The organism is Massilia mucilaginosa (assembly GCF_011682145.1).
In the GTDB taxonomy this organism is placed as follows: domain Bacteria; phylum Pseudomonadota; class Gammaproteobacteria; order Burkholderiales; family Burkholderiaceae_D; genus Telluria_A; species Telluria_A mucilaginosa.
Genome location: NZ_WHJH01000001.1, coordinates 58,547 through 84,288, shown reverse-complemented (window position 1 = coordinate 84,288; position 25,742 = coordinate 58,547). Strand labels below are relative to the sequence as shown.

General features: G+C 63.7%; 22 protein-coding genes. 15 read left to right on the top strand and 7 right to left on the bottom strand.

Annotation, left to right across the window (positions count from 1 at the left end; translation table 11 throughout):
- Nucleotides 1-4 precede the first annotated feature (4 nt).
- From F2P45_RS00385 to F2P45_RS00325, 13 genes are all read left to right on the top strand, one after another.
- Complete coding sequence (locus F2P45_RS00385) at nt 5-1,060, top strand: hypothetical protein (protein ID WP_166869802.1); 1,056 nt, start codon at nt 5-7, stop codon at nt 1,058-1,060.
- The gene (locus tag F2P45_RS00380; protein WP_166869801.1) at nt 1,057-2,070 is read left to right on the top strand and encodes a hypothetical protein; all 1,014 of its coding nucleotides are present in this window, start codon (nt 1,057-1,059) and stop codon (nt 2,068-2,070) included. Before F2P45_RS00385 ends, F2P45_RS00380 begins: the two co-directional genes overlap by 4 nt.
- A gap of 116 nt (nt 2,071-2,186) precedes the next feature.
- Nucleotides 2,187-4,436, top strand: coding sequence for an SPFH domain-containing protein (locus F2P45_RS00375; RefSeq protein WP_166869800.1), 2,250 nt, complete (start codon nt 2,187-2,189; stop codon nt 4,434-4,436).
- 8 nt (nt 4,437-4,444) lie between these two features.
- Complete coding sequence (locus tag F2P45_RS00370) at nt 4,445-6,742, top strand: SUMF1/EgtB/PvdO family nonheme iron enzyme (protein WP_166869799.1); 2,298 nt, start codon at nt 4,445-4,447, stop codon at nt 6,740-6,742.
- A 145-nt stretch (nt 6,743-6,887) separates the two neighbouring features.
- Complete coding sequence (locus F2P45_RS00365) at nt 6,888-7,301, top strand: energy transducer TonB (RefSeq protein ID WP_166869798.1); 414 nt, start codon at nt 6,888-6,890, stop codon at nt 7,299-7,301.
- A 258-nt stretch (nt 7,302-7,559) separates the two neighbouring features.
- The gene (locus tag F2P45_RS00360) at nt 7,560-7,964 is read left to right on the top strand and encodes an OsmC family protein (RefSeq protein ID WP_166869797.1); all 405 of its coding nucleotides are present in this window, start codon (nt 7,560-7,562) and stop codon (nt 7,962-7,964) included.
- Nucleotides 7,961-8,830, top strand: a complete 870-nt coding sequence (locus F2P45_RS00355; protein WP_166869796.1) for a pirin family protein — start codon at nt 7,961-7,963, stop codon at nt 8,828-8,830. The genes F2P45_RS00360 and F2P45_RS00355 overlap by 4 nt, the downstream gene beginning before the upstream one ends.
- 496 nt (nt 8,831-9,326) lie before the next feature.
- A complete protein-coding gene (locus tag F2P45_RS00350; protein WP_166869795.1) occupies nt 9,327-10,526 on the top strand; it encodes a hypothetical protein in 1,200 nt (399 codons plus the stop codon).
- Between the two features lie 10 nt (nt 10,527-10,536).
- Nucleotides 10,537-10,947 carry a hypothetical protein gene (locus F2P45_RS00345; protein WP_166869794.1) on the top strand — a complete coding sequence of 137 codons (411 nt, stop codon included), beginning with the start codon at nt 10,537-10,539 and terminating at the stop codon, nt 10,945-10,947.
- Nucleotides 10,948-11,319: 372 nt separating this feature from the next.
- Nucleotides 11,320-12,516: a porin gene (locus F2P45_RS00340; protein ID WP_166869793.1), complete on the top strand. Its 1,197-nt coding sequence runs from the start codon at nt 11,320-11,322 to the stop codon at nt 12,514-12,516.
- Nucleotides 12,517-12,526: 10 nt separating this feature from the next.
- Nucleotides 12,527-12,937 (top strand): hypothetical protein, encoded by a 411-nt coding sequence (locus tag F2P45_RS00335; protein WP_166869792.1) that lies wholly within the window; start codon nt 12,527-12,529, stop codon nt 12,935-12,937.
- Nucleotides 12,938-13,061: 124 nt separating this feature from the next.
- Nucleotides 13,062-14,039: a DUF2804 domain-containing protein gene (locus F2P45_RS00330; RefSeq protein WP_166869791.1), complete on the top strand. Its 978-nt coding sequence runs from the start codon at nt 13,062-13,064 to the stop codon at nt 14,037-14,039.
- 263 nt (nt 14,040-14,302) lie between these two features.
- A complete protein-coding gene (locus tag F2P45_RS00325) occupies nt 14,303-16,270 on the top strand; it encodes a glycoside hydrolase family 16 protein (RefSeq protein ID WP_370663191.1) in 1,968 nt (655 codons plus the stop codon).
- A gap of 47 nt (nt 16,271-16,317) precedes the next feature.
- Here F2P45_RS00325 and F2P45_RS00320 read toward each other — a convergent pair whose 3' ends face one another.
- The 3 genes from F2P45_RS00320 to F2P45_RS00310 are packed head-to-tail and all read right to left on the bottom strand — an operon-like array spanning nt 16,318 to nt 18,569.
- Nucleotides 16,318-17,268, bottom strand: coding sequence for a thioredoxin domain-containing protein (locus F2P45_RS00320; protein WP_166869790.1), 951 nt, complete (start codon nt 17,266-17,268; stop codon nt 16,318-16,320).
- An 8-nt stretch (nt 17,269-17,276) separates the two neighbouring features.
- Nucleotides 17,277-17,816 (bottom strand): hypothetical protein, encoded by a 540-nt coding sequence (locus F2P45_RS00315; RefSeq protein ID WP_166869789.1) that lies wholly within the window; start codon nt 17,814-17,816, stop codon nt 17,277-17,279.
- Nucleotides 17,817-17,852: 36 nt separating this feature from the next.
- Nucleotides 17,853-18,569 carry a hypothetical protein gene (locus tag F2P45_RS00310; protein WP_166869788.1) on the bottom strand — a complete coding sequence of 239 codons (717 nt, stop codon included), beginning with the start codon at nt 18,567-18,569 and terminating at the stop codon, nt 17,853-17,855.
- Nucleotides 18,570-18,686: 117 nt separating this feature from the next.
- Between F2P45_RS00310 and F2P45_RS00305 the strand changes: the two genes are divergently transcribed.
- Both F2P45_RS00305 and F2P45_RS00300 read left to right on the top strand, forming a co-directional pair.
- Entirely contained in the window at nt 18,687-20,066 is a 1,380-nt protein-coding gene (locus F2P45_RS00305; protein WP_166869787.1) for an MBL fold metallo-hydrolase, read from the top strand.
- A gap of 141 nt (nt 20,067-20,207) precedes the next feature.
- Nucleotides 20,208-20,984 (top strand): DUF1963 domain-containing protein, encoded by a 777-nt coding sequence (locus F2P45_RS00300; protein WP_166869786.1) that lies wholly within the window; start codon nt 20,208-20,210, stop codon nt 20,982-20,984.
- A gap of 176 nt (nt 20,985-21,160) precedes the next feature.
- Here the strand turns inward: F2P45_RS00300 and F2P45_RS00295 are convergent, their stop codons facing one another.
- The 4 genes from F2P45_RS00295 to F2P45_RS00280 all read right to left on the bottom strand — a co-directional run bounded on the left by F2P45_RS00295 (nt 21,161) and on the right by F2P45_RS00280 (nt 25,721).
- On the bottom strand, nt 21,161-21,592 hold the full coding sequence (locus F2P45_RS00295; protein WP_166869785.1) for a hypothetical protein: 432 nt from the start codon (nt 21,590-21,592) through the stop codon (nt 21,161-21,163).
- A gap of 177 nt (nt 21,593-21,769) precedes the next feature.
- A complete protein-coding gene (locus F2P45_RS00290; RefSeq protein WP_370663190.1) occupies nt 21,770-23,191 on the bottom strand; it encodes an FHA domain-containing protein in 1,422 nt (473 codons plus the stop codon).
- Between the two features lie 225 nt (nt 23,192-23,416).
- Complete coding sequence (locus F2P45_RS00285) at nt 23,417-24,400, bottom strand: PP2C family protein-serine/threonine phosphatase (RefSeq protein ID WP_166869783.1); 984 nt, start codon at nt 24,398-24,400, stop codon at nt 23,417-23,419.
- 67 nt (nt 24,401-24,467) lie between these two features.
- Nucleotides 24,468-25,721 carry an MFS transporter gene (locus F2P45_RS00280; protein WP_166869782.1) on the bottom strand — a complete coding sequence of 418 codons (1,254 nt, stop codon included), beginning with the start codon at nt 25,719-25,721 and terminating at the stop codon, nt 24,468-24,470.
- Nucleotides 25,722-25,742: the final 21 nt, after the last annotated feature.

Here is a 25,742-nt window from a genome sequence, read left to right as displayed (position 1 = left end):
TACCATGATTGGCCTGTTCAAGCGCTCCCCCAAAGCCACGCTTCCCGATACGGCGGCGCTGGGCACGGCCACGCTGGCGCTGGGCATGGGTTCCGGCTGCACGGTGCCCAAGGGCTGCACCGGCGTGGTGGCCGATGACAAAGGCCATACCCGCCGCGTGGCGGAAGGCGGCCGCATCGTCCTGGCAGACAGCGAGAACGCGTTCTGCTTTCATCCCGGCCCGTACGGCGTCGACCTGGTGCCGTTTTGCGCCGCGCCCGAACTGGGCCTGCGCCTGTCGTTCGCCGTCGACGGCCCCGATCCGCGCGTGGCGCAGCAGCGCTTCGACCTGTTCTTGGCCAGCGAAGCGGGCGACACGCTCGGCGTGCGCGAGTTCGCGGCGGCCATCGAGTCCGCGCTGCGGCAGGAACTGGCGCTCGGTCACCTGGCGCTGCCGCCGTGCACCACCCTGGACGAGTGGAATGCCTTTCGCGGCGGTTTCAATCAACTGTTATATACGCGCTTCGGCATCAGCGTCGACGATTGCGTGCCGGTGGACCTGGGCGAGCGTGTCGACTACGCGCACATGCTGCTCGCGCGCGCGGCCAGCGTGCCGGAAGTGCAGGCTGCGCCGGCCCGGCCAGTCCCAATCGCCGCGCCGTTCGACGCGCACGGGAGCGATGCCAAAGCGCTGCGCCGGCTGTTTCTGGAGCTGCCTTGCGTCATGCACGGCCTGCGCATGGCGGTGCTGCCGCCGGGCCAGGCGCTGTTCCAGCAGCATATGGCGCTGCTGCGGCGTCTCGATCATGTCAGCCTGTCGGTGAACACCATGCCGGCTTTGGCCCTGGCCGCGCCTGGCGAGACGCTGCCGGCCGACCGCCAGCTCGCCCGCACGCGCCACAGCCTGCGCGCCAGTGCCGCGCTGGACCAAGCCTGGGCGCTGCTGGCGCGCCTCGGCCTGGCCAGTAGCAACGATCTGGCGGCACTGTTCGATGACGCCGACCGCATCGTCGCCAACCTCGAACACGAATGCGCCGCGCGCCGCGTGGCGATTATCCTCCCCGAAAGCGAGCCGGCATGACCATCGCGACTGACAAACGCCACGGGGCCGAGTGCCGCAGCTTGCTGGTCGGCGGCGCGCTGCTGACCGTCAGCGCCACCGTGCGCCCGCGCGCCGGCCGCGCCGACGTCAAATGCAGCGGCGCGGGCGACGCCGCCCTGGCCGAACGCATGCAGCAAGTGGTGCGCCTGGCGCGCCTGACCGAAGGCTGTTTCGACAGCCGCGACCAGGTCGTCATCAGCATCGACCGCGCGCCCGGGCGCCATGAACGCGACTGGGAACTGGCCGTGGTGCTGGCCGACCGCATGGTGCGTGGCGTGTGGCAGCCGGCCGGCCCGGTTGTGGCCAACGGCTGGTCCGAGGAGTGGCAACTGGGACGCATCGGCGGCCATGACGTGGCCAACGCCCCGGCGCACGCGCTGCTGGGCGGGCCGGATGGCCTGGGCTGGCTGGGAGCCCTGACCGGGCAGCCCGACAGCGCGGCCAGCGTGGCCTCGGCGCGCGCCTGGTTCCCGCTGCACAGCGGCGGCATCAACGACAGCTTGTGCTGGGTCGAAGTGAACGTGCATCCGCTGGCCGGTGCGGGAGGCGAGGAAGAAGAGACCATCGCCGCGCCCGGGCTCGACCCGGTCCAGCTGCTGGCGGTGCGCCAGGCGCTGGCCGGGGCGCGCCATTTCGACGGCCGCGCGCTGGGGCGCTGGCGCACGGTGGTGCGTTTCGGCCAGGCGCGCTTCCAGGGCAATTCGTTCGAACTGGCGCTGGTGATGGCCGACCGCATGGCGCGCGGCCGCGAATTTGTCGCGCGCGGCCGGGTTATCGCGAGCGGCTGCTCGGGTGCATGGCATGCGGGGCGGGTAGATACGGTCGAAGGCTGTGCGCCGAAATGTGCGCTGATTTTGCAGCAAAGCGTTGCCGGCGACCGGATTTTGCTGCCCAAGGCGTGGGAAAGCGCGCTGGCGCCGGGCTTTGCCGAGGCGGTGCGCGAGCGCGGCGCCAGCGTCGCGCTGGTCGAGCGGATCGGGATTATCTGAACAAGCGTTCAACGTGGGGGCGTGCGCGCCCGCCATCCCGGCCTTGCCCTGCTAAAATCGTGCTGGCCGAATGGGTTCGTTGAAAAGTGGTGCAAGTTGAACAACCAGGAGTCGATATGTTCCAGATGTTTGGTTTTGGCGGCGTCACCTGTCCGCGTTGCGAGCATCACAATGCCGGCGATTCGGGCTATTGCGCCAAGTGCGGGCTCACCTTGGGCGCGCCGCGCAACGAACCGGTGTTCCGCGAAAACCGCTGGATTCCCGGTCCTGACGAACTGGCCGTGTTTTTCGGCGTGGAGCAGCTATCCGGCCTGTTTGTAAAGACATTGCGGGTGCCGGCCACCACGCGCGCCTACATCCTCCAGGCGGGCAAGGCGACCGAGGTGCCGCAGGGCGAGTACGAGATCGAGGGCTTTTTCACGCGCCTCAATCACCTGCTGCGCAACCAGCATGCCGAAATCCTGATCACGCGCACCGCCGCCATGCCGGTCGAGTTCTCGCTCGACGGCCTGCAGACGTCCGAACACCTGGCCATCGGCGCGCAGTTCACGGTGAGCGTGAAGATCGAACAGGTCAGCGCCTTTGCCCAGCACTTCATGACCATGCCCGGCGCGGTCACCGCGCACCACCTGCGCGAGCTGCTCGAACCGTCGGTGCGCCAGCTGGCGGGCGAATTCATCGCCGGCCAGTCGATCCGCGACATGTCGGGCAACCGCGACCTGCGTCCGCAGCTCGACGAGCGCCTGCAAGGTTCGCTCAAGCTGCGCCTGGCCCAGTACGGGCTGGCGGTGGCGCAGGTCGATACGCTGGCCCTGCGCCACGATAAATTCGACGCCCACCAGGCCCGCATCGGCACTCTGTGGCTGGTGGCCGACGAGCGCCACGTCAAGCTGGAACACGCGAAGCAGCTCGACCAGCTGTACAACGACGAAGAATGGCAGCGCATCCGCGTCGAAGAGCAGGAAAGCCGCCTGCGCTACCGCCGCCAGGAGCTGCGCCAGGACGACAGCATCGAAAAGGCCGAACTGACCTTGCAGAACGCCGAGCGCCTGCAAGCGCTGCGCGCGCGCGAGATCGACCTGTATGGCCGCATCGTCGATTCCAAAAGCCGCAAGCAGGCGCTGGAGCGCGGCGCCGGCGACATCGTCACCGAACTGGAACACGAACTGGCCAAGAAGGGCGCGGCGCGCAAGGACGAATCGACCGAGTGGGCGCACCTGCGCCACCTGGCCCAGATCCGCATGCGCACCGAACTCGAAGTGGCGCAGCAGGGCGCGCTGGAGATGCGCCAGCTCGCGCAGCAGCGTTTCTCGCACCAGTTGCTGCAGCAGCAGATCCAGAACAAGATCACGCAGGCGCTGGGAATCGAAGACGAAGCGCGCAAACGCGCCGAACTGGCGCGCCTGCAAAAGGCCCAGCAAGCGGCCAGCGAACGCCAGTTGGCGATGGAAGCGGAGCAGCACACCGCCCAGTGGCAGTCGCTGGCCCTGGCCAACGCGGCCTACAAGCGCGAGACCGAGCGCATCGCCGAATGGGAGGAAGAACTGGCGCTGGACCGCAAGCGCGACCTGCTGCGCGCCGATATGCTCAAGGACGCGGGCGCCAGGGCCGATGCCGAACAAATCAACCAGAAGATCGAGACCCTGCGCCGCGGCGGTGCGCAGCAGGACGCGATCGCCCAGCACGAAAAACTGCTGCGCACCATCGACGCCGACGGCCGCCACGCGCGCCAGTCGCAGCAGATCGAACTGGAAGCCGAAGAACGGCGCCACGCGCTGCGCCAGCAGGAGCACGAAGCGGCCTGGCAGCAGGAACTCAAGCGCCTCGGTCACGAGCGCGAAACCCAGTTCGCGCAGCAGGCCCACGAAGCGGAACTGGCGCGCATCGAGATCAGCCGCGTGTCGACCATCGGCAATCTCAGCGACACGGGCAAGGTGGCGCTGGCGGCCGGCCCGAACGCGCTGGCGCTGGCCGACGTGATGAAAACCCAGGTCCACGCCAGCATGACGCCGCACCAGCTGGCGGCGCTGGCGTCGGTGGTGGCGGCGACCTACAGCGTGACGCCGGCGGAAGCGGCGCGCGGCGCGCAGGAACGGATCGAGCGTGAACGCGCGCTGCGCGACGCCGAAGTGGACAAGGACCGGCGCCACCAGCTCGACCTGCTGGGCATGCAGAACGACGTGAACAAGGCGGCGCTGGCCTCGCAGTCGGCTCTGGGCATCGGCGTGGCGCAGGGCGGGGCGAAGGTAGGCTATGATCAGGCCGCGCGCGGGCAGGTGCGCGTGTGCCGCATGTGCATTAACGGGCACCGGGCCGGTCCCAACGACAAATTCTGCGCCGAATGCGGCGCGGCGATCCAACCTTGACAGGACAGATGCAAACGGCAAGAGACAAGATCCGCGAACTGCGCAGCCTGCACGAAGACGGCCTGTTAAGCCAGCAGGAATTCGACAGCCGCAAGAACGCCATCCTGGACGCGGAGTACGCGCCGCCCGGCGGTAGCGGTACGCCCATGGCGCCGGCGATCCACATCCGCCAGGGCACCGAGATCGGGCTGATGGTGGGCCAGGAGATCGGCCCGCAAAACCGCCGCTACCGCCTCGAACAGCTGATCGCGCAGGGCGGCATGGGCCAGGTGTGGCAGGCGATGGACCTGGCCACGCACGCCGAACTCGGTCACAGCGCGATGGTCGCGCTCAAGATCCTGCCGCCGCAATTCACGCAAAGCGCGACCCACGCCAAGCTGCTGATCGAAGAGGCGACCCAGGCGCGCCGCCTGGCGCACGAACACATCGTGCGGGTCTACGAGTGGGCGCAGGACCCGGCCACGTCGAGCTACTTCATCATCATGGAATGCCTGGAAGGCGAGGATCTCGACAGCCTGCTGGCGCGCGAAGGCCCACTCCCCCTGGAGCGCGTGCAGGAACTGCTCGCGCCGATTGCCGAGGCCTTGCAGTATGCGTGGGACAAACACAAGCTGGTTCACCGCGACATCAAGCCGGGGAACGTGTTTGTGACCAAAAAGGGCGAGATTAAACTGCTCGACTTCGGCATCGCCGCGCGGGCGCGCAGCAGCGCGAGCAGCATCGGTCTTGAAGCGCCGGGCAATTCGGGCACCGCCGGCTACCGCGCACCCGAAGCGGGCACCCTGCAACGCCAGCCGAGCCGCGCGCTCGACGTGTACGCGGTGGCGGTGATGATCTACCAGATGGTCGAAGGACATATGCCGTTCGACGGACCGCGCAGCGCCAGTCACGAGCCGCCCCGGCCCGAGGCATTGTCCGCGCGCGAATGGGACGCGCTGCGCAGCGGTTTTGCGTTCGACCCGGACCAGCGCCCGGTGACGGTGCCGGACCTGCTGGCCGCCTTGCGCGGCGCGGTGGGACCATCGCCGCAGGAGCTGGCGGCGCAGCACGCCGCGCAGCAGGCGCAGGAGCAGGTTGCGCACGCCGCGCAGCAGGCCGCCCAGCGCGCGCAGGAAGAAGTCCGCGCCAGGCAGCTGGCGGTGCAGCGCAAGACCGAAGCCGACGCCGCCGCCGCGGCCCAGCTGCTCAAGGAAAAGCAGCGCAAGGAACAAGAAGCGACCCTGCGCGCCGAAGCCGATGCGGCCAAGCGCGAACGCAAGGAAGCCTTGAGCCGCCAACTGCGCGAACGGCGCGAGGCCGACTTTGAGGCCGAGCGCAAGGCGCGCGAAGAGCAGCAGCGCAAGGCGATGCAGGCCAAGGCGGTGGCGGCGTATCGCGCCGAGCAGCAGCGCGCGCGCGAAGAGATGGCCGAACGCAGCGTGGCCGAATCGGCGGTCGATCCGTCGCCCCAGGTGTCGGAAGCGGGCAGCCCCGTTGCCGACACCGACGGCGTGCTGCGCGACCGGTTTCTGGACGGGACGGGCAAGGGGCCGGAGCTGGTGCTGCTGCCGACCGGGCGCTTCCAGATGGGGTCCCCGGAGCACGAGCGCAAGATCGCGATGCGGGCCGGATCGCAGCAATCGTGGGTGGAGCGTGAAACGCCGCAGCACTGGGTCGGTATCGAGCAGCCGCTGGCGATGGGGCGTTTTCCGGTCACGGTGGGCGAGTGGCGCCAGTTCGTGCGCGCCACCGGCTGGCAGCCGCACGGGGAGGTCAATTGGGCCGATCCGGGGTTCGCCCAGACCGACGACCATCCGGTGGTGGGCGTGACCTGGCACGACGCGCAGCTGTACGTGCGCTGGCTGAGCGACAAGACCGGGCAGGTGTACCGCCTGCCGAGCGAGGCGGAGTGGGAGTACGCCTGCCGCGCCGGTACCAAGACCGCCTTCAGCTTCGGCGACGAGATCGACGCCAGCCTGGCCAATTACGACGGCAACTACACCTATAACGGCAGTCCCAAGGGCGAATACCGCCAGGGCACCACGCGCGGCGGGTTGTTCGCGCCCAATCCGTGGGGGCTGTACGACATGCACGGCAACGTGTGGGAGTGGGTGCAGGACCCGGTGCACGACAATTACCAGGGCGCGCCGAACACCGGCGACGCCTGGGAGCAGGGCGGGGATCAGAGCCGGCGCATCCTGCGCGGCGGCTCGTGGCTGTACAACCCGCGCTACCTGCGCTCGGCGCTGCGCAATGGGTTTTCGGCGCAGCTCAGCAACGATATCGTCGGCTTTCGGGTCGCGCGCAATATCATCGCGCCCGGATAACAATCTCCTTGTGAGAAAATGGTTCTTTCCCGCAGCCCGAGTGATGGCAGACATGCGCGATCGGCAGAAGCATGCGCTCGCTTGATGTGTCCTGACTTACCGGCCAAATTTCATGTGCACCCATAAACCTTGGTAAAGTTGGCCAATGAAGAATCGTCGTCGTAGTTTTTTCCCGATCATCTTGCTCGCGGCTTTCGTGTGCGTGAGCAGCAAGTCATTTTCCCAGGAATCCGAGCATCCTACGCATCAGGCGGACGAATCTGCGCGGATTAATTTGTCAACTTGCACCAAACCGGCGTATCCGACTGCGGCGCTCAGAAAGGATGAGCAAGGTACTGTCACCCTCTTTTTCTTGATCGGCCCAGCCGGCAAGGTATTGGAATCGAAGGTACTCCGGTCGAGCGGAAGTGCCCATTTGGACGAAGCTGCCCGCTTCGCCCTCGAAAAATGCAGGTTTTCACCAGCGCTCGTCGACGGGAAACCAGTCGAGGCTTGGACAAAAATGCAATACGTCTGGACACTTACCGAGAAATCGCCGTATTTCCCGCATTACTTCTAAGCGCTTTCTGTGCGATTGTGAAGGACACCACCACCGAAAGGCTCGTCACCTCCCGGTTTGAACGGTGGCGGTGAAGCTTTGCTGGCCTGGCCGATACCCCTGCTGGTATCTCGCCGGCGTGACGGAAGTGCGTACATTGGCGTCAGCCATTGCACGGATCGAGGTAAAAGCGGTGCCATCCCCCCATTCCGTGGGATGCGCAATCCCGCGAAAGGGTGTAAATTCCGCCAACACCCACCCTGATCCAGAAGGAAACCCATGTCCATTACCGTCAAGCGCGATCTGTCGCAACCGATGCGCCATATCGTCCACGTGCGCAACCACCTGATTGCCGCCGATGGCTCGGTCGAGGAGGGCGGGGCCGATGCAGGACCGTCGCCGCACGACCTGTACGACGCCGCCCTGGGCGCCTGCAAGGCGCTCACGGTGGTCTGGTACGCGCAGCGCAAGGGCATTCCGGTGCGGGACATCGAAGTGACCATCGAGCGCGACGCCAGCGAAGAACGCAAGGGCGTGTACCGCCTGTCGGCCGCGCTGCACCTGGGCGGCGACCTGTCCGACACCCAGCGCGCCGAGCTGCTGGCCGCCGCCGAAAAATGCCCGATCCAGAAACTGATGACCGGCGTGACCACTGACATCACCACCACCCTGGTACAGCCATGAGCGTCGCCCACTTCTTGAAGCCGCACGAAAAGGATATCGGCGGCGGTTTTCGCGTGCGCCGCGTGCTGCCGGCCGCCGCCAGGCAGGCGGTCGGGCCGTTCATCTTCTTCGACCACTTCGGTCCCATCGACGCGCCGGCCGAGGCCGATCACGACGTGCGCCCGCATCCGCACATTGGCCTGGCCACGGTGACCTATCTGTACGAAGGCGCCATGGAGCACCGCGACAGCGTCGGTTCGGTGCAGCGCATCGAGCCGGGCGCGATCAACTGGATGACGGCCGGCAGCGGCATCGTCCATTCCGAGCGCACTCCGCTCGACCTGGCGGGCAAGCCGCGCCGCTCGCACGGCTTGCAGCTGTGGGCCGCGCTGCCGCGCGCGCACGAGGAAGACGCGCCGCGTTTTTCGCACACGCCGGCCAGCGCGATTCCCCAGGTACAGCTCGACGGCGCGCTGGTGCGGGTCCTGATCGGCAGCGCCTTCGGCCACACCTCGCCGGTGGCCACTTTCAGCGAAACGCTGTATCTCGACATCACGCTCGATGCCTGCCGCAGCATCGAGCTGGTCGACTTGCCGCAGGAAGCGGCGATCTATCCGGTGGCGGGCGAGATTGCCATCGATGGCGAACTGCTGGCGCCGCACACGATGGCGTATCTGGAGGCCGGCACCGGCGCGAGCGTGTATGCCGGCGCCGGCGCGCAGTTCGTGGTGATCGGCGGCGCGCCGCTCGACGGCCACCGCCATATGTACTGGAATTTCGTCTCGTCGAGCAAGGAGCGCATCGCGCGCGCCGCCGACGACTGGGAACAGCAGCGCTTCGACAAGGTACCCGGCGAGACCGAGTTCATTCCTTTGCCGAAACGTTAGACTGGCTTCAAAGGGAACTTTTCAGCGCGCCCGGAGTCCAAGCCTTCACGCAAACAAGCTGTGGAGGCGATCATGAAGATTCCTGAAGAGCTGCAAATTCCCGCTGTCGTGTTCAGCTTGCAGGCGGCGCTGCTGCTCGGCGTGGCAATGGTGTTCCTGGTACTGTTGCCGTACTGACCACGCCCCTGGCCGGCAGCCGCGCGCTGCCGGTGTTTCACCTCCTCACTCCTCCGCTTTTCCTCCCCGCCATCCCCGCATGTCCGCGCCAGCGGACGCGCACGCCCGTCATTGCGAGAATGCATATTCAATTTTGCATGCAAGAAAACTACCCTTCGCGCGGAAGATTATTCGTTCGGCCATGGAGAAGCGCTCCAATGCCCGGTTGTGTTTCCTCAATACAACGATTTGGGGAATTCGAAGGCTTCCTCGGTATTCAAATAGTTGCCCGTAGTCCACAATCCGTTCCCTGAAATAACTATACCTTTGAGGATAAAGAATGAATCAACCACTGCGCCTGGCCTTGGTCACAGCGATCCTGGCAGCCTTCAGTGTTTCATCGCACGCCGCCGATGATGCGCCTACCGTCACCATCAGCGGATTCGGCACTGCCGCCCTGACGGCCGCCGATACGGACGATGTCGAGTACGCACGTTTCAACCAGGCCGCTGGCGTGGGCAACAGCCCGCGCACCGGCGTGGACTCCAATTTCGGTATCCAGGGCACCGCCAAGATCAATCACTGGCTGTCGTTCACGGCACAGGGCCTGGCCCGCAAGAATGCGCGCGATTCCTACGGCGCCGAACTGAGCTGGGCGTTCGCCAAGTTCAAGATCAACGATGAAATCTCGGTCCGCGTCGGCCGCATCGGCATGCCGGTCTACATGATTTCCGATTTCCGCCAGGTGGGCTACGCCAACACCATGATCCGTCCGTCGCAGGAAGTGTACGGCCAGATCTACGGCGATTCGTACGATGGCGTCGACGCGGTGTATCAGCACAATTTTGGCGACACCACCGTCACCGCGCAGGTCGGCGTGGGCAAGATGTCGACCAAGATCACCGACGACAACCTCGTCGAGTACAAGCCGGCGACCACGATCCATATCGTGGCCGAAAACGGTCCGTTCACGGTGCGCTTCGGCCGCGCCGACGCCAAGGTCAGCCTGCAAGGCAGCGAAACGCTCGACGGCCTGCTGGCCACCCTGGGCCGCGTGGGTATGGGCAAGGTCGCCAGCGACCTGTCGGTCACCGATGTCGACGGTTCGTTCACCTCGCTCGGCTTCACCATGGACTACAAGAATATCCTGGTCCAGAGCGAATACGCAGTGCGCAAGACCGATTCGCTGGTGATCCACGACACCACCTCGTACTACACCATGCTCGGCTACCGCTTCGGCAAGATCACGCCTTACTACTATTATGGCAACGTCAAGCAGGACAGCGACCGTGCGTACGCGGGCTTGCCATCGACCGGTCCGCTGGCGGCACTGTCGGCCGGCGTGAACACGGCGATGAAGGCCGGCCTGCAGTCGACCAATGCGGTCGGCGTGCGCTGGGACTTCCATAAATCGGCCGCGCTGAAGGTGCAGGTCGACCGCATCAAGCCGCGCGATGGTTCGGGCACGTTCCTGAACGCCAAGCCGGGCTTCCGCGATGCGGTCAATGTCTACGCCGCCGGCGTCGACTTCGTATTCTAAGGAGCGCAGCATGACAACAACTATCGGCAAAATGCTGCTGGCGGCGGGCTTGCTCGCGGCAACCGTGCCCGCCCTGGCGGAGATCGTGGTGATCGTCAACCCGAAGAATCCGGCCACGCGCATGTTCAGCGAGCAGGCGGGGCAATTCTTCATCGGCAAGTCGGCCTTGTTTACGCCGGTCGAGTTCAACGAAGGCGCGGCCATCCGCAGCGAGTTCTACAGCAAGGTGCTGCAGAAGGAACCGGCGCAGGTTAAGGCCATCTGGTCCAAGCTGGTGTTCACCGGCAAGGGCACGGCGCCCAAGGAATACCACACCGCAGCCGAGGTCAAGAAGGCGGTTGCGGCCGATGTCAGCGCGATTGGCTACATCGACAAGTCGGCCGTGGACGACAGCGTCAAGGTCATCCTGACGGTGCAGTAATCGATGGCGGCCCGCGCGCGCGCGTGGGCCGTGCTCATCATTCAGTACCCATTGCGCCGCGCATCGCGAGCGGCGCAATGCGCTTTGCAGCCATCCCCGCCGTCATCATTTTTTCCCCTCCGGTTCTTCTTTGATTGCCACGCGTAATGCACGCTTGCGCTTCGTCACATTCAAACAGATTCTCTTTTGGCATGCCATAAAAATACGCTTCGCGGAGAAGGTTATTTGTTCGGCCATATTAAAGCGCGCCAATGCCTGTCTATGTTCCTTCGATACAACGCTTTCGTTAATTATGCGCCGTGAGCAGTACACAAAGAGTTACTCCTGGTCCACACTAGGGCCTCAGCACTTGCGAACTATCGAGGAGAAAATATGAATAAACCACTGCGTCTTGCCATGGTCTCTGCAATCCTGGCAGCTTTTTGCATGTCGTCGCATGCGGCCGATGGTCCAACGTTGACCATCAGCGGTTTCGGCACCGCGGCCCTGACCGCGACCGATACCGACGACGTCGAATTCGCCCGGCCGAATCAACAAGCCGGCGTGGGCAAGAGCCCGCGGCCAGGGGTCGATTCCAATCTGGGCATCCAGGGCATGGCCAAGATGAACAATTGGCTTTCCTTCACGGTGCAGGGACTGGCACGCAAGAATGCGCGCGACGCTTGGGGCGCGGAACTGGCGTGGGCATTTGCCAAGTTCAAGGTCAATGACGAGTTGTCGGTGCGCGTCGGCCGCATGGGCATGCCGATCTATATGATTTCGGACTTCCGCCAGGTAGGCTACGCCAACACGATGATCCGTCCGCCCACGGAAGTGTATCGCCAGGTCAACGGCGATTCCTTCGATGGCGTCGACCTGATCTATCAGCGCAGTTTCGGCGACACCACGGTGACCGCGCAGGCCGGTATCGGCAATGTGTCGGCCAAGATCACCGACGACAACCGGGTCAAGTACAAACCGGCCACGATGGTCCATATCGTGGCCGAAAACGGCCCCTTCACCTTCCGCGTCGGCCGTGCCGACGCCAAGGTGACGATCGAGGACAGCGAACAGCTCGAAGGCTTGCTGGCCACCTTGCGCCGCGTCGGCCTGACCCAGGTTGCGAACGATCTCAGCATCACCGATGTGGACGGTTCGTTTACCTCGGCCGGTTTCACCATGGACTACAAGAATTTCCTGGTGCAGACAGAATATGCGATCCGTAGAACCGACTCGCGCATTGTCCCGGATACCAATTCGTATTACGCGATGTTTGGCTACCGCTTCGGCAAGATTACCCCTTACTATTTCTACGGCGACACCAAGCAGGACAACGCCCGCACCTACGCCGGTCTGCCCACCGCCGGCCCGCTGGCCCCGCTCACAGCCGGCGTGAACGGGGTGGTCAAGGCGGCCCAGCAGTCGACCAATGCGATCGGGGTGCGCTGGGACTTCGCCAAGTCCGCCGCCTTGAAAGTGCAGGTCGACCGCATCAAGCCGCGCGATGGCGCCGGTACCTTCCTGCGCGCCAGGCCGGGTTTCAACGACACCGTCAACGTGTATGCCGCCGGCATCGATTTCGTATTCTAAGGAGAGCAGCATGAAGACAACAATCGGCAAGATGCTGCTGGCGGCAGGCATGTTCGCGGCGAGCGTGCCCGCCTTTGCGGAAATCGTGGTGATCGTCAACCCCAAGAACCCGGCGACGCGCATGTTCAGCGAGCAGGCGAGCCAGTTTTTCATCGGCAAATCGACCTTGTTCACGCCGGTCGAATTCAATGAGGGCGCGGCCATCCGCAACGAGTTCTACAGCAAGGTGCTGCAAAAGGAACCGGCCCAGGTGAAGGCGATCTGGTCCAAGCTGGTGTTCACCGGCAAGGGCACGGCGCCGAAGGAATATCACTCGGCAGCCGAGGTGAAGAAAGCGGTCGCGGCCGATGTGAGCGCGATCGGCTACATCGACAAGTCGGCCGTGGACGATAGCGTCAAGGTCATTCTCACGGTGCAGTAAGCAGCGCGGCAACGCGCGGGTACGCCGGCCCTCCAGCCCCGCTGGAGGGCCTTGTCGTTTTTAGTTTGCCGTTGCGGGACCGCATCTGCTAGGCTGGGCGCCCGCCGCTCACTTTGCTACTGCGATGACGCCACTTTCCGCCGCGCCTTCCACCGTTCCCGGTCCGGACGGCAATCCCTCCGTCGGCCGCTTTGCCGGCGCGACCACGCGCTTCGACTGGTCTGCCCTGGCCGCGCCGTACGCGCGCAGCCGCTGGTGGCGGCGCTTTCACCACAAGCGCTGGCATTACACCGCGCTCGCCACCGATCAACTGTTCTGCGGCATCGCCATCGTCGATGTCGGCTGGACCAACACGGCTTTTGCCTACGTGTTCGAGCGCACGCGGCGCGAGGTGGTGGCCGGCTTCTCGCGCGATGGCGTGCCGGGCCTGACGGCGCGCCTGGCCGCTCATGCGGGCGGGGACAGCGTTTTCCGCTTCGGCGCCAGCCGCATCGCCATGTCGGCAAGCGCGCTGTCGCTGCGCCGCAAGGGCCTGGAGATCGATGCCGCCTTCGCAGCACCGGGCGCGCCCTTGTTGCTGGCCGTCGGGCCGGTGCGCGGCGGGGCGGTGCATGCGACGCAGAAATCATCCGGCCTGGCGCTGAGCGGCAGCGTGCGGGTCGGCTCGCAAGTCTACGCGCTCGACGGCGGGGTAGCCAGCTTCGACTATTCCAACGGCTTGCTGGCGCGCGAGACGGCGTGGCGCTGGGCCTCGGCGCACAGCCTGGCGCTCGGCTTCAACTTGCAGGCGGGCTACTTCGGCGCGCACGAGAACGCCTTGTGGCTGGACGGGCAATTGATCGGCCTCGGCGCGGCCACCTTCGCCTTCAACGAACACGATCCGATGGCGCCGTGGCATGTGTTCACCGACGACGGTTTGCTCGACCTGCATTTCACGCCGGAAGGGTGCCGCCGCGAAGACAAGAACCTGCTGGTGGCGGCGAGCCGCTACGTGCAGCCGATCGGCACGTTTTCGGGATGGGTGAGGGCGCGTGCGGATGCGCCGCGCCGCGCCGTGACCCGGCTGGCCGGCGTGACCGAGGACCACGCGTCGCGCTGGTAGGCGCGCGCACGCCTGCGTCCGCCCTGCGCAACAGCAAACTCTTTTTATCTTGACATCAAAATTCAAGCAGCATATATTCCACCTGCCTGAGTTGGAATCGTTTCCATAACAAGTGGAACGGGTTGTTTCCTCGCTCCAATAATTCAACAGGCTCCACGCAGCATGCGCCATCAGGCACAGTGCGGTGCCGCTGAGGGTGGAAAGCTTTCCACAGCGTTTGGCCCCGGCGCCGCGTTTATGAAGAGTAGTTTTCAGGAGACATTGTGAAAAATCAAAATAACATTCAGGCAAAGCGCAAATTCGTGCTGTCGGCAATCGCGGGCGGCATTTTCGCCATCTACGGCGCCGGGGCGCACGCCAGCGTGACCAATCCCGTCATCGGCCAGCTGCTGTGGTCGGAAGAGTTCAACGGTCCCAGCCTCAATACCTCGTTCTGGACGCCGGACGACGGCAACGGTTGCCAGATCAACCTGTGCGGCTACGGCAACCAGGAATTGCAGTACTACAGCCCCAACAATCTGTCGATCGTCAACGTGCCGTTCGAGTCCAACTCGCGCGCGCTGGCGATCAAGGCCCAGCGCCAGACGGTTGGCAGCAACTCCTTTACTTCCGGCAAAATCACATCCGCCGGCAAGGTGCAGGTGCAGTACGGCATGATCGAAATGCGCGTGAGCACGCCGCCGCTCGGCACCGGCTTGTGGCCGGCCGGATGGCTGCTCGGTTCGAGCCCGCAAACCTGGCCGCGCAACGGCGAGATCGATATTCTCGAGATGGGCCATCGCGCCTCGTATCGTTCCGGCGGGGCGGGCATCGATAACTTCGTCGGCTCGAACGTCATCACGTATCAGCAGGCGGCCTGCGTGCCGGGTAACGAAAGCTGCGCCGCGTCGACCGCGTGGCAAACCAAGAACTGGTATATCGCGCCGACCTCGATGGCGAACCGCTTCGTCACCTATCGTTTTTACTGGACTGAATCGCAGATGCGCTTCACGGTCGTCGATAACGGCGTCGAACACAATTTGTACGACAACCCGCTGGCGGTCAATTCGAGCGCGCTGCAGGCACCGTTCTACCTGCTGCTGAACATGGCCGTGGGCGGTAACTTTACCGATGCCGCTTCGCCCGGACAAGTCACCGCGCCGCTGCCGGGCACCATGTACGTCGATTATGTGCGCGTGTATCAGCTCGACGGCAAGGGATCGGTCAAGCTGGGCAGCCAGTCGACGCCGGAAGTGGGCAAATTCGGTGTCTTCACCGATACCACCGCGGTCAATAACAAGCAGGTGGCCGGCACCAGTTCCGATGTCTTCGTGTGGAATAACGCGTCCATGTCGGCCGGTAACATCGCGCCGTTCGAGGGCAGCAATGTCATGGCCTTGAACTACACCGCGCCGAACCAGTGGTTCGGCGGCAGCGTGCAATCGCGCCAGGCGCACGATATGAGCAATTTCAGGAACGGCAACCTGAAATTCCGCATCAAGATGCCGGCCAATGTGGCGTTCAATGTGAGTATCCAGGATACCTACACGAACCAGAATGCGGTCAAGTTCCCGGCCAATGCAACCACCTATGGCCTGGTGCGTAATGGTGAATGGGCCACGGCGACGATTCCGGTATCGACCCTGGTCGGGCCGAAAGTGGCGTTGCAGTCGATGCTGGACCTGTTCCAGTTTTCGAGCGAAGCGACGCAATTGCCGACGGCGCCGTTCCAGATGGCGATTGACGATATTGTGTGGGAGTCGGGTACGCCGACGCCAACGCCAACGCCGACGCCGACGCCGACGCCGACGCCGACGCCGACGCCGACCCCGCCCCCGCCGCCGCGCCCGGCCCCGCCGCCGGGGGCGGGGCCGGCCCCGACCCCGCCCACGCCCCCGCCGTCTCACGCGCGCTCTGCGATTGGACCGCTGACGCCTACCCCGACTCCCACGCCGACGCCGACGCCGACGCCAACCCCGACACCAACCCCGACGCCAATCTCGGTCAGCGCCACTCAGACCGGCCCGACCACGCTGCAGTTCGCGGTGCGTTCATCGAGCTGGGCCGACGTGCATTACACGGTCAATTCCGGCGGCCAGCAAAACATCCGCATGCGCCAGGATGCCGGCAACAACACCTACGCCGCCGGCGGACTGAAGGCAGGCGACGTGGTCAAGTACAGTTTCACGTACTGGGACGTGGCGAAGAACTACGCTGTCGACACTGCGCAGCAAACGTTCACGATGAAGTAAGCGGCAAGGGCGGGGCGCTTGCCATCATCGTGGCCGTCTTGCCTGTCTTACCTGGCCTTGGCCGGCTGCACCGGCAAGGCCGGCTTGCTGCCGGCCGACGCCCCAGCCAGCCATTGTGTCGTTGGCGGCGCCACGTTCGGTTTGCGCTCCGCGGCGAAGGCCGCCGCAAGCGCCGTTGGACTCATGTCGCGGAACAGGCGAATCCATTTGCCGTCCTCGGCCACCAGCATGGGCACGACGGGTTTGATGGCTTTTACGGTGTCCATGATGTAAAACAGCAAGGAAAAATCGCGTTCCACCTGTTGCGGCGTGAGAGCGCACGCTTTCGGCGCCGGCAAGGTGCGCTTCACCCAGAACGTCTGCCATGCCAGGGCCGGCTCGGCGTCGCAGCGGATCTTGGCCACCTTTTCCAGCGCCGGCACGGCTGCGGGATCGCTTCCCCACAAGGAGGAGGGCACCAGGTAAAAGGTCGTGTTCAGGCTTGACGCGGCCTTGGCCAGGTCTTTTTCCAGCATTCGGCAGCCCGGACAATCGATCGCCGAAAACATCAGGATCTTGCGCCCGCCGCCATTGCCGTAGCTTATCTTGATCATTTTGTCGAAATCGAGATTGGCCATGACTTCGGCGCGCACTTCATTCACTTGCAGGGGCGTTAAGCGAATTGGTTTGCCGGCTTGCAGCCCGACACTGCTCAAGCCGCCGCCTTTGGTGGTGAGTGTCCCCGCATCGTTGGTGAGGGAAATCATTTTTCCGGCCGGCGTGAAAATGCCATACATGCCTTTCACGTGCGTCGGCACCATCTGGGCGGTGGCCGGAGTCACGTCCGCAAACGTCACGCCCGCTTTTTGCATGTTGGCAAAAAAATTGGTCCTGGCGGTATGCTGATCGGCCAGTGCGCTGCTTGGCCCGATCGCCGCCAACAGGCCCAGCAATGCCGCAACGATGATGCGCTCCGGCTTGCGCGGGGCGCGGGTGTCGTGGTGTGACATGGTTTTCATGAGAACTGTCAATCTGCGCCGTCGAGCCAGAAAATGGCGTATGCCTTGGCCGGGGTCTTTTCGGTCGGCTTTTCAATCTGGACCTGGGCGCAATCTTCCGCCACCAGGCTGCGCCAGTTGGGAATGCCGGCATTGGCAAACACCGTGGTCGCTTTCGACGCCAGGCTGATATCGAGCGCCAGGCGCGCATTGCGCGGGCCGGTCTTGGCGTAATTGACGCCGCGCAGTTCGAAGCCGAAAGACGTCAGCCACGGCTCCCACAGGCCCGATTCCACGCCCTGCACGATGCGGCCGAACATGTCCTTGAGCGGCAAGCCTTTTTTGATCACGCCGCGCAGCGGTTCGAGCGACGGCGCCGTGCGCGCATCGGTCGACAGCTTGCCGGCGCCACGGTCGCCGATCGCCTTGATTTCCTTGGAAAAGGCCGCATCGCGTTCGGTGTAATCGCGCATCCGCGAGAAAAACTCGGTACTGATGAACGGGTTTTCAGGACGGCCGGCTGGTTCCTCGGGCGCGCGTTTAGCCGGAGGCTGTTTTTTGGTGGTCATAGATTCGGAACTGGAGTGTAAGGGGCGTAGTTTAACTTACTTGCCGAGCAGGGCAAGCGACTCATTCCATTGCCCCCGCCACGGATAGAGGAAATCGTGCGCCTGGAATGCACGTTTGAGTTGCGAAATCGGCACGCGGTATGCATCGTTCATTCCCAGGGCAAGCGTCACCGGATTCCACATGGCCTGCTTTTTCGATTTGCGCGCACTTCCCTTGATGCGCGCACCTTCATCGCCGAAAATGCCGCCGGCGTCATCGAGCGCCTTGTTCATATCGATCCGCAGCATGGTCCCGAATGCGGCCATCACTTCATCCTTGCTGATGCCGACGCGCGCCTCGCTAGCCGTTTCGACCGGCTCCGGCTCCGGCTTCGGCTGCGCATCGCGTTTGAGCTTGGCGACCAGGCGTTCGAGCTCCTTTTTGAGAAAGCGCAGCTCGTGCAGCTCGCGCCGGAAACCCGGCGCCGGCAGCTGGGCCACGATTTTATAGGCGTCCTTGGTGATCGTGATCAGCACATCCTCGCTGCCGGCCGCCAGGCGCGCGGTATCGGCTTCCAGGAAGATCGGCGCCGCATAACCGCCATTGGCGTCGCCGAACAGATCGGCGTGATTGGCGTCGTAATTGAGCCACACATAGGGCGTGAGCGCGTTTTCCAGCAGCCGCGCCAGGGTCCACGGCGTGCCGGTTTGCTGTTCCATCCACGCGCAGGATTGTTCGGTTGTCGCCCGAAACGGGAGTTCGATGATCGTCATGATGTGTCCACTTGCAGAAATTGAGCCACCGGGATGCCCGGTCAATACCGCCATGATAGGCGATCCACGGCCCGGTCAGGCATTTCAGGGCGCCTGCCGCATGAGATAATGGCCGCCATGACGCTCAAAATATCCAGGATTCTCCACGCCGGTTACGTGTTCGAATGCGACGGCACGCGCATCGCTTTCGATCCCGTGGTCGAAAACCCGTTCAGCCGCAATTGCCACGCCTTTCCCGACGTCCGCTTCGACCATGCGCAGTTCCGTGACGTGCGTTTCGACGCTGTTTTCATTTCTCACTTCCACGACGACCACTGTTCGTTCGACAGCCTCGACTTGCTCGACCGCGCCACGCCGATCTACCTCTACTGCCTGTTCGAGGAATTGTTCGAGATGGTGCGCGAGTTGGGATTCACCGATGTGCACCAGCTGCGCATCGACGTGCCGGTGCAGGTCGGCGCCATCGCGGTGATTCCGCGCGAGGCCATGGATGCGGATGTGGACTCCATGTTCCACGTGCAGGCGGCCGGCCTGAATGTGCTCAATGTCGTCGATTCGTGGATCGATCCGAAGATGCTGCCGTCGCTGGCGCGCTTTGCCCCTTGGGATATGGTGCTGTGGCCGTTCCAGACCATGCGCGAGATCGAAGTCTTGTCGCCCTCGCGCGCCGCGCCCGCGCCGCCGCAGTTGCCGGAAGAATGGATCGAACAGCTGGCCGCGCTCAAGCCGCGCTATGTGGTGCCCAGTTCCTGCCAGTTCGTGCAGGAGCCGTGGTCCTGGTATAACCATGCGTTTTTCCCGATCACCTACCGCCAGTTCCACGATGAAGTCGGGGCGGCTTTGCCGGATGCGCAGGTCGTGCGCATGAACCCTTCGGTGTCGTTTGTGCTGGAGCGCGATTGCCTGCGCGCCGCGCCGCCATTGAGCTGGGTAGTGCCGGTCGGTGAACAGGATGTCGATTACCAGTACCAGGGCCATGCTACGCCGCCACGCACGGCCGATATTGCGCGCCATTTTCCAGCCCTGACGGCGGCCCGGCATGCGCGGGTAATGGATTATTGCGCCACGGGCCTGCTTGAAAAATATCGCGGCATGGAACTGCCGGAAGAGAGTTTTTTCGACAAACCGCGCGTATGGCGCTTATCGGTATTCGATCATGCGGGGGAGGGCACGCATTTTCATTACCGGATCGAGGGCGATCACATCGAGATGATTGCCGGCGTGCCGGATGCATTGTCGTGGACGACCGAAGTGCCGCTCGCCAGGCTGTATGCGGCGCTGGAATTGGGCGAGGCGCTGACCTCGATGTATATGCGGATCAACGATGCGCTGTTCGACCAGGAGACCGAGGCCGATTTGTGCGATGCGGAACTGGTGGATGACCCGCTGATCCGCTGCCTGTTTAACGATGTGTTCGGGGCGTATCAGGCGGCGCAGTTACGGCGCATAAAAGAACGAGGCCAAGTTGTAGACATAGCGCCGGTACGCGCTTATTAATCGCCCCTTGGAGCGCTTGATAAAATGTTGTAACTCAGACTTTTTCTGACAGCTACTGTCAGATGAGTTGGAGTCTTCCACAGGCCGCTTTCGGCCAAAAGCGGCCGGTCGCGCGCCTTCGTCACCCTTAGGAATAAGATAATGCTTATCGAAACCCAAGCAGAACTGCTGGACTCCCTGATTGGTCAACACGAATTACATGCTGTCACGGAGACCATCAAGCGCGCTGCTTACACACGGGTGGATCTAATGTCAGCAGGCGAGGAAACCTACGCAACATTGGGGACTAGTCGGTTTGGCGGCGATCCAGATATCCCTATAAACTGCTCATGGCTCGATCGCCTTGAAGGGATGGTCTTTGTCTTTCAGGTATGCCTCGCTGATTTGGTCTGGAGCACTAGCCTTGGGCTGCCACCGAGCGGAATGCTATACGTGTTTGCAGATGAGGAGGCCCTTAGCGCCTCCACTTTTTACTTCCCGGGCGCGTCTGATGAACTTATTAGACATCGCATGCCCGCCCCGCAGCCTGACAACATCTTTTCGGAAATGAAGTGCCTCCGATTGAAAGGATCGTTGGGAATCGATCTGCCAAGGTACGGTTCCGACGAATTTGATGAGATCGAAGAGCTTGGGCTTGATGAGGGCTACCATTCCCTTGAGGAGCGACTAACGCCTGGGGACGAGGTATTTTGTCAGCTAAGGGGGCGTTGTGCCGAACTCAACGGCGATCTGCGCGAGGATGCAGCCAAAGCTGGCGGTGGGAATGCCCGAGACTGGCGCTCGCTCTGGAAAATTTTTTCAAGCCTCGAGTCCGGCCTTGTGATCAGTGACCATCATGTTCTTCACGGCATGATCAAAGATCAAGAGCTCGCGACGCGTGCTTTTGCGAATGTGTTTTCGATCAGAGAAGTTGTGTAAGCGTCCTCATATGGACGCTGTTTTGATGCAGGTGCGCCTCCTTTGCGGAAATACACCCGAGCAGCCCCTGAACGTCCGCCTTGGGGCGAAACCCGCCGGCGGTCTGACGCAATTTGTCAGATGAAGTTTGAGCTACTACAGATAAAACCTATCAACGTACTCCAGCAGACCAGTGATCACAGCCGTTCGAAAATTTTGTATTCGCCACCGGTAATCTCAAGAAAATTGACGACGTCGTCTTCCGCCTCCTCGCGCTGCTCGCGTGTCAGATCGGTACCACTTGACCATAAAATCACCTTCCCGTCGGCGAGTGGCTCGATGATTAGGATGGCTACGTCATTCTCATCATCGATTGTTCCCGGCGGAACTTTGAACGCCAAAATTTTCGACGATCCCGGCAGTGCCGGCCACTCGCCCATTGCCATGGTTTCAGGCGGCAGACGCGCATCACTGATGGCACTTTCTATCGACGGGAACACGCCCGAAAACATGCCGACAAAGTACTTTTGTTTTGCATCGATTGGCAGCGTCGGCTCAGTTCGTCCAACCTGAGGGACAGGCAAGGCACTTGACACAGCAAGTCCCGTAAGTTGTTTGGATTCCATCATTGATGACCTTTGTAATTGAGCGCAGGTCTGCTCCTGGCAGACACCGGACGCGGGATGGCTCAGTGTACGAGGTTGTTGCCAATGAGGCAAGCAATGCGCTTGTCGTGCGCAATTCGCCTGCACACCGTCGCAGCCACCGAGCAGGCGGGGCGACGGCTCGACTGCCGGAAGCCTGGATCAAGCCGTATGCATCTCCACCGCCGCATGCGTCGATTTCAATGCCGTGCGCACGATCCAGCATTCCGGATATGACTCGCTGGCAAAGCGCGTATGACGCGGAAACTGTGCCAGCCGGTCCAGCGGCGCACCCGGGCTGAGCGCCGTTTCTTTTCCGGTGTCCGGATCCAGATGCCAGAAACCGCCATTCTGGTGATACAGAACCGGCATCATAGCCGCCCTCGGCGCGGCGCCAAACGGCGCCAGCGGGAAGCCCGGATGCTTGCCCGGCTCCAAAAAGTAAAAACACTCGGCGTGCGCACCCTGGTCGATGCGGTGCACGATCACCCCGTGCGGCATCACCGCCGTCACATTCAGCACCACAATCCCCTTGATGCTGGCCGACAGCTCGATGCGCATCCCCAAGCGCAGCGGTACCGGCTTGTTCTTGCCCGGCCACACACCGTCGAGCAGGATGCCGTAACGCGACACATCTTCGATCTCGAACCCGTTCATGCCGCGCCGGATCACCGCGTGGCGCCCCGACAGGCGGCGCGTGAGGCCGTCGCGGTCCTGGCCGTCTTCGCCAAAGTGGGTCAACAGCACGTCGGCGTCGGGATCGTACAGTTCGAACCGGCCGAGCACGCACTCCGGCATCGCAAACAGCCGTACCTGGCGCTGCGACCCGGCCTCGGGCGCCGCATTGACCAGGCAGGCGCAGGCGGTCGGGTGCGGATGCGGTTCGGCATGCGCCGGCACGTCGATCTCGATCAGGTCTTCGTCCCAGGCAATGGTCGAAAAGCCCATGTCGACCTTGCCCGGCTTGGCGTCCAGATTCAAATTGGCGATCGAGGCGTTGCGCGCATGCACGTCGATATCGAGCCGCCCGCCGCCGGCCTGGGCGTTCACCCGGGCGATGGAAGCGTCATCCGCCATGACGCGCACGTTTTTGTGGGTCGACAGGAAAGTCTGGTGGATGTCGGTCAGAGTGGCATCGGGACGCGGTACCAGGATGACCAGGGTGCACACCCATTTATGGCGGATCCGCCCATCTTGCAGATTGAACAGCTCAACCTCGATGCGGTATTGCCCGTGTTCCTTGTCGCGCGAGGAAAATTCGATGAACAGCGGCCGCCAGTCGCCGCGCAGGGTACGTACGAAGGAGTGGCGCGCGTTGCCCTGCGCGATCAATGCCGACTGTAATTGCATGGTGACCAGCGGCGCACTGTCGGGCGGCATGCCGCGCAGCTCGACCTTGATGGCCTGGCGTCCGCCGGCGGCGCGCGGGTCGAAGCCGCTGATGTGCAGGTGCGGACGCTGCAAGGCTGGCGGCGCCTCGTCCGGGTAGCTGAACGGCGCCGCCTCTGGCCTGGCGCTCGGGCGCGCGCTGCGCAGGGCGCTGATCAGTTCGTAGCTGGAATTGGCCGGCGCTGTCGCGGGCACGGCCGCAGCCGGTACGGCGGACTGGCCATGGCCATTCGCGCATGCAGTTTCCCCTGGCATGACCCAGAAGGTGCAATGCGGATGCAAGGGGTTGTTGCATTTTCTCATAGCAATATTCGCCGTTCGTGAGTATCAAAGCTTACGCGCTTTTCTTGAAGTGTGGCACGCCAAACGTCTGTGCCTAACAACAATATTTGTGTTTCGAAACAACATCTTGCCGAGTCATTAAGGCTCTCCGCCGCAACGTTGTTGGCTTGCTATCGGCGCCGCCGTCTCATCGTGGACCAGCGGCCGCAGCACGATGGCGGTCAGATTGTCGATATGCAGCTCGGGCGGGGGATTGCTTGTCATTTCGGCAAACAGGGCCTCGGTCATGGCGCGCGCGCTGGGCTGCGACTTGAACAGCCCCGGCCAGCGGGCCAGCCAGGCGCCCGGGTCGGCGCAGGCCCAGAAACCGTCGCTGGCCAGCAGGTAGACCGCGCGCGGATCGAGTTCCAGCGCGCGCCGGTCCGGCAAGTGGTACAGATAGGACGGCAAGTTGCGTGGAGACAGTTCAAACAGCCCATCGGCCAGCTCGGCCGGATTGGCGAACGCATTGCCCAGGATGAAAGCCTGCGAGATCTGGCAGCGATGCTCGCCATGCACCTGCTGCCACCACTCGTGCTCGCCCAGCAAGCCGCCCATCGCGAAGGCGGTGGCCGGAACGTGGTCGATGGTCATCGGGGTAACTTGCGCATCGACAATTTCGTACAGGCGCGAATCGCCCACGTGGTACAGCAAGGCCGGCTTGCCGGGGCGCAGTTCGAGCATGGTCAGGGTGGTGCCGGGCCGTTTGCCGGACACCGGATCGCAGCCGAAATAGTCCTGCAACTGGGCGTGCAGCAGGTCGAGCCGGGCCGACAGCTCGCTCAGCGTGTTGCAGGCCGGCATGTCCAGCAAGCCGCCCACGACCGCTTCGGCCGCCTCGCGCCCGCGGCCGTGGCCGCCCATGCCGTCGAGCACCGCCACGCGCATGTGTCCCGACGGCCAGCCGGGCACCTGCTGGCGCTGCCCGGCCTGCTCGTACAGGAACACCGCGCTGCCGGTGCGGTCGATGACCAGGTAGTTATCCTGGTTCTCCAGGCGCTGCGGCGCGTCGGCGCCGGCGCTGGAATGCACCGACACATCGAGATAGGGGCCAAAATCGAGGCTGGGAGCTGCTGTTGTCATCGGGCGTGGCCGTCGTGTTTGGCAATCCTGACAGGGTAGCGGAAAAGCTGCCGCGCCAAAACGATGATCAGATGGATGTTTCCCGCTTTCCTGTCGCGAGTGCGATGGCGTTGACGATCACGCAGGCGCCGGCGGCGGCCAGGGCCGCCTGCACGCCCAGCTTGTCGGCCAGCGCGCCCCAGACCATGCTGCCCACGGTGTAGCCGCCGGCCATCACGAACAGGTAGATCGACAGGGTGCGCGCGCGTATGCTTGCCGGAAAAGCCAGCTGCGCCGCCGCGTTCAGGGTCGAGACGGTGGCCGACCACGCCATGCCGGCCGCGACGATGAGCGGCACCAGCAAGGCCAGCGAGCGGATGAAGGGCAGCAGGCACAGCATGGCGCCATAGACCAGCAGCGACGCGCTCAGCAAACGCGTCTTGCCGATACGGCAACGCAGCGACGGCAGCAGGAAGGCGCCCAACACCGCGCCCGCGCCCAGGCTGCCCATCAGGATGCCGAACACGCTCGAATCCATGTGCAGCACGTGCTTGACGAACACCGGCAGCAAGGCCGCGAATGCAATGGTCGAGAAGAACACCGTACATACATTCAACAGGATGCGGCGGTAGCGCGCGCAGCCGAACGCGGTGCTGACACCGAGCTTGAGGCTGCTGGCAAAATCGACCCTGGGGCGCGGCTCGGGCACGCCGTCGCGCCACCACGACCAGTACACCGTCAGCAAGCCGACGAAGGACAGGGCATTGACCAGGAACAGCGCGCCGGCCCCGACCCAGTTGAACAGCAGCCCGCCCAGCGCCGGTCCGAGGATGGCCGCCACGTTGTAGCTGAGGTTGTTCAGGGTGGCGGCCGCTTCCACCTCGTCCGGCTCGACCAGGCCCGACATCGACGCTTGCCAGGCTGGCCACATGAAGGCCGCGCCGGCGCCCATGCAGAAGGTCAAGGCCAGCACGGGCGCGGTCGAGATCCGGCCACTGATGGCCAGCGCCGCCATGGCGCAGGCGCACAGGGCCATGAACAGATTGCAGAAGAACAAGAATTTGGGCCGGTCGACGGCGTCGGCAATCACGCCGGCGAACAGGGCGAACAAAAAAATGGGGATGTAGCTGGCGGTCTGCACCAGGCTCGCGGTCGAAGCCGAACTTGCCACAAGGGTAATCAGCCAGGCCGAGGCGAAGGTCTGGGTCCAGGTACCGAGGTTCGATATCAGGTTGGCGGTCCACAGTTGCCGGTAGCGCGCGTGGCGCAGCGGCTTGGACAAGGGCACCTTGGGCCGCAGCGACGGCGCCGGCAGCGGTACGGACAGGCTCGGTTTAGGCATGATCGCTCCAGTCTAAAGCGC

What these genes read in the sequence shown, in the direction of transcription:
- F2P45_RS00385 (WP_166869802.1), top strand. Translation starts at nt 5, where the DNA reads ATGATTGGCCTGTTCAAGCGCTCCCCCAAAGCCACGCTTCCCGATACG.
- F2P45_RS00380 (WP_166869801.1), top strand. Translation starts at nt 1,057, where the DNA reads ATGACCATCGCGACTGACAAACGCCACGGGGCCGAGTGCCGCAGCTTG.
- F2P45_RS00375 (WP_166869800.1), top strand. Translation starts at nt 2,187, where the DNA reads ATGTTCCAGATGTTTGGTTTTGGCGGCGTCACCTGTCCGCGTTGCGAG.
- F2P45_RS00370 (WP_166869799.1), top strand. Translation starts at nt 4,445, where the DNA reads ATGCAAACGGCAAGAGACAAGATCCGCGAACTGCGCAGCCTGCACGAA.
- F2P45_RS00365 (WP_166869798.1), top strand. Translation starts at nt 6,888, where the DNA reads ATGAAGAATCGTCGTCGTAGTTTTTTCCCGATCATCTTGCTCGCGGCT.
- F2P45_RS00360 (WP_166869797.1), top strand. Translation starts at nt 7,560, where the DNA reads ATGTCCATTACCGTCAAGCGCGATCTGTCGCAACCGATGCGCCATATC.
- F2P45_RS00355 (WP_166869796.1), top strand. Translation starts at nt 7,961, where the DNA reads ATGAGCGTCGCCCACTTCTTGAAGCCGCACGAAAAGGATATCGGCGGC.
- F2P45_RS00350 (WP_166869795.1), top strand. Translation starts at nt 9,327, where the DNA reads ATGAATCAACCACTGCGCCTGGCCTTGGTCACAGCGATCCTGGCAGCC.
- F2P45_RS00345 (WP_166869794.1), top strand. Translation starts at nt 10,537, where the DNA reads ATGACAACAACTATCGGCAAAATGCTGCTGGCGGCGGGCTTGCTCGCG.
- F2P45_RS00340 (WP_166869793.1), top strand. Translation starts at nt 11,320, where the DNA reads ATGAATAAACCACTGCGTCTTGCCATGGTCTCTGCAATCCTGGCAGCT.
- F2P45_RS00335 (WP_166869792.1), top strand. Translation starts at nt 12,527, where the DNA reads ATGAAGACAACAATCGGCAAGATGCTGCTGGCGGCAGGCATGTTCGCG.
- F2P45_RS00330 (WP_166869791.1), top strand. Translation starts at nt 13,062, where the DNA reads ATGACGCCACTTTCCGCCGCGCCTTCCACCGTTCCCGGTCCGGACGGC.
- F2P45_RS00320 (WP_166869790.1), bottom strand. Translation starts at nt 17,268, where the DNA reads ATGAAAACCATGTCACACCACGACACCCGCGCCCCGCGCAAGCCGGAG.
- F2P45_RS00315 (WP_166869789.1), bottom strand. Translation starts at nt 17,816, where the DNA reads ATGACCACCAAAAAACAGCCTCCGGCTAAACGCGCGCCCGAGGAACCA.
- F2P45_RS00310 (WP_166869788.1), bottom strand. Translation starts at nt 18,569, where the DNA reads ATGACGATCATCGAACTCCCGTTTCGGGCGACAACCGAACAATCCTGC.
- F2P45_RS00305 (WP_166869787.1), top strand. Translation starts at nt 18,687, where the DNA reads ATGACGCTCAAAATATCCAGGATTCTCCACGCCGGTTACGTGTTCGAA.
- F2P45_RS00300 (WP_166869786.1), top strand. Translation starts at nt 20,208, where the DNA reads ATGCTTATCGAAACCCAAGCAGAACTGCTGGACTCCCTGATTGGTCAA.
- F2P45_RS00295 (WP_166869785.1), bottom strand. Translation starts at nt 21,592, where the DNA reads ATGATGGAATCCAAACAACTTACGGGACTTGCTGTGTCAAGTGCCTTG.
- F2P45_RS00285 (WP_166869783.1), bottom strand. Translation starts at nt 24,400, where the DNA reads ATGACAACAGCAGCTCCCAGCCTCGATTTTGGCCCCTATCTCGATGTG.
- F2P45_RS00280 (WP_166869782.1), bottom strand. Translation starts at nt 25,721, where the DNA reads ATGCCTAAACCGAGCCTGTCCGTACCGCTGCCGGCGCCGTCGCTGCGG.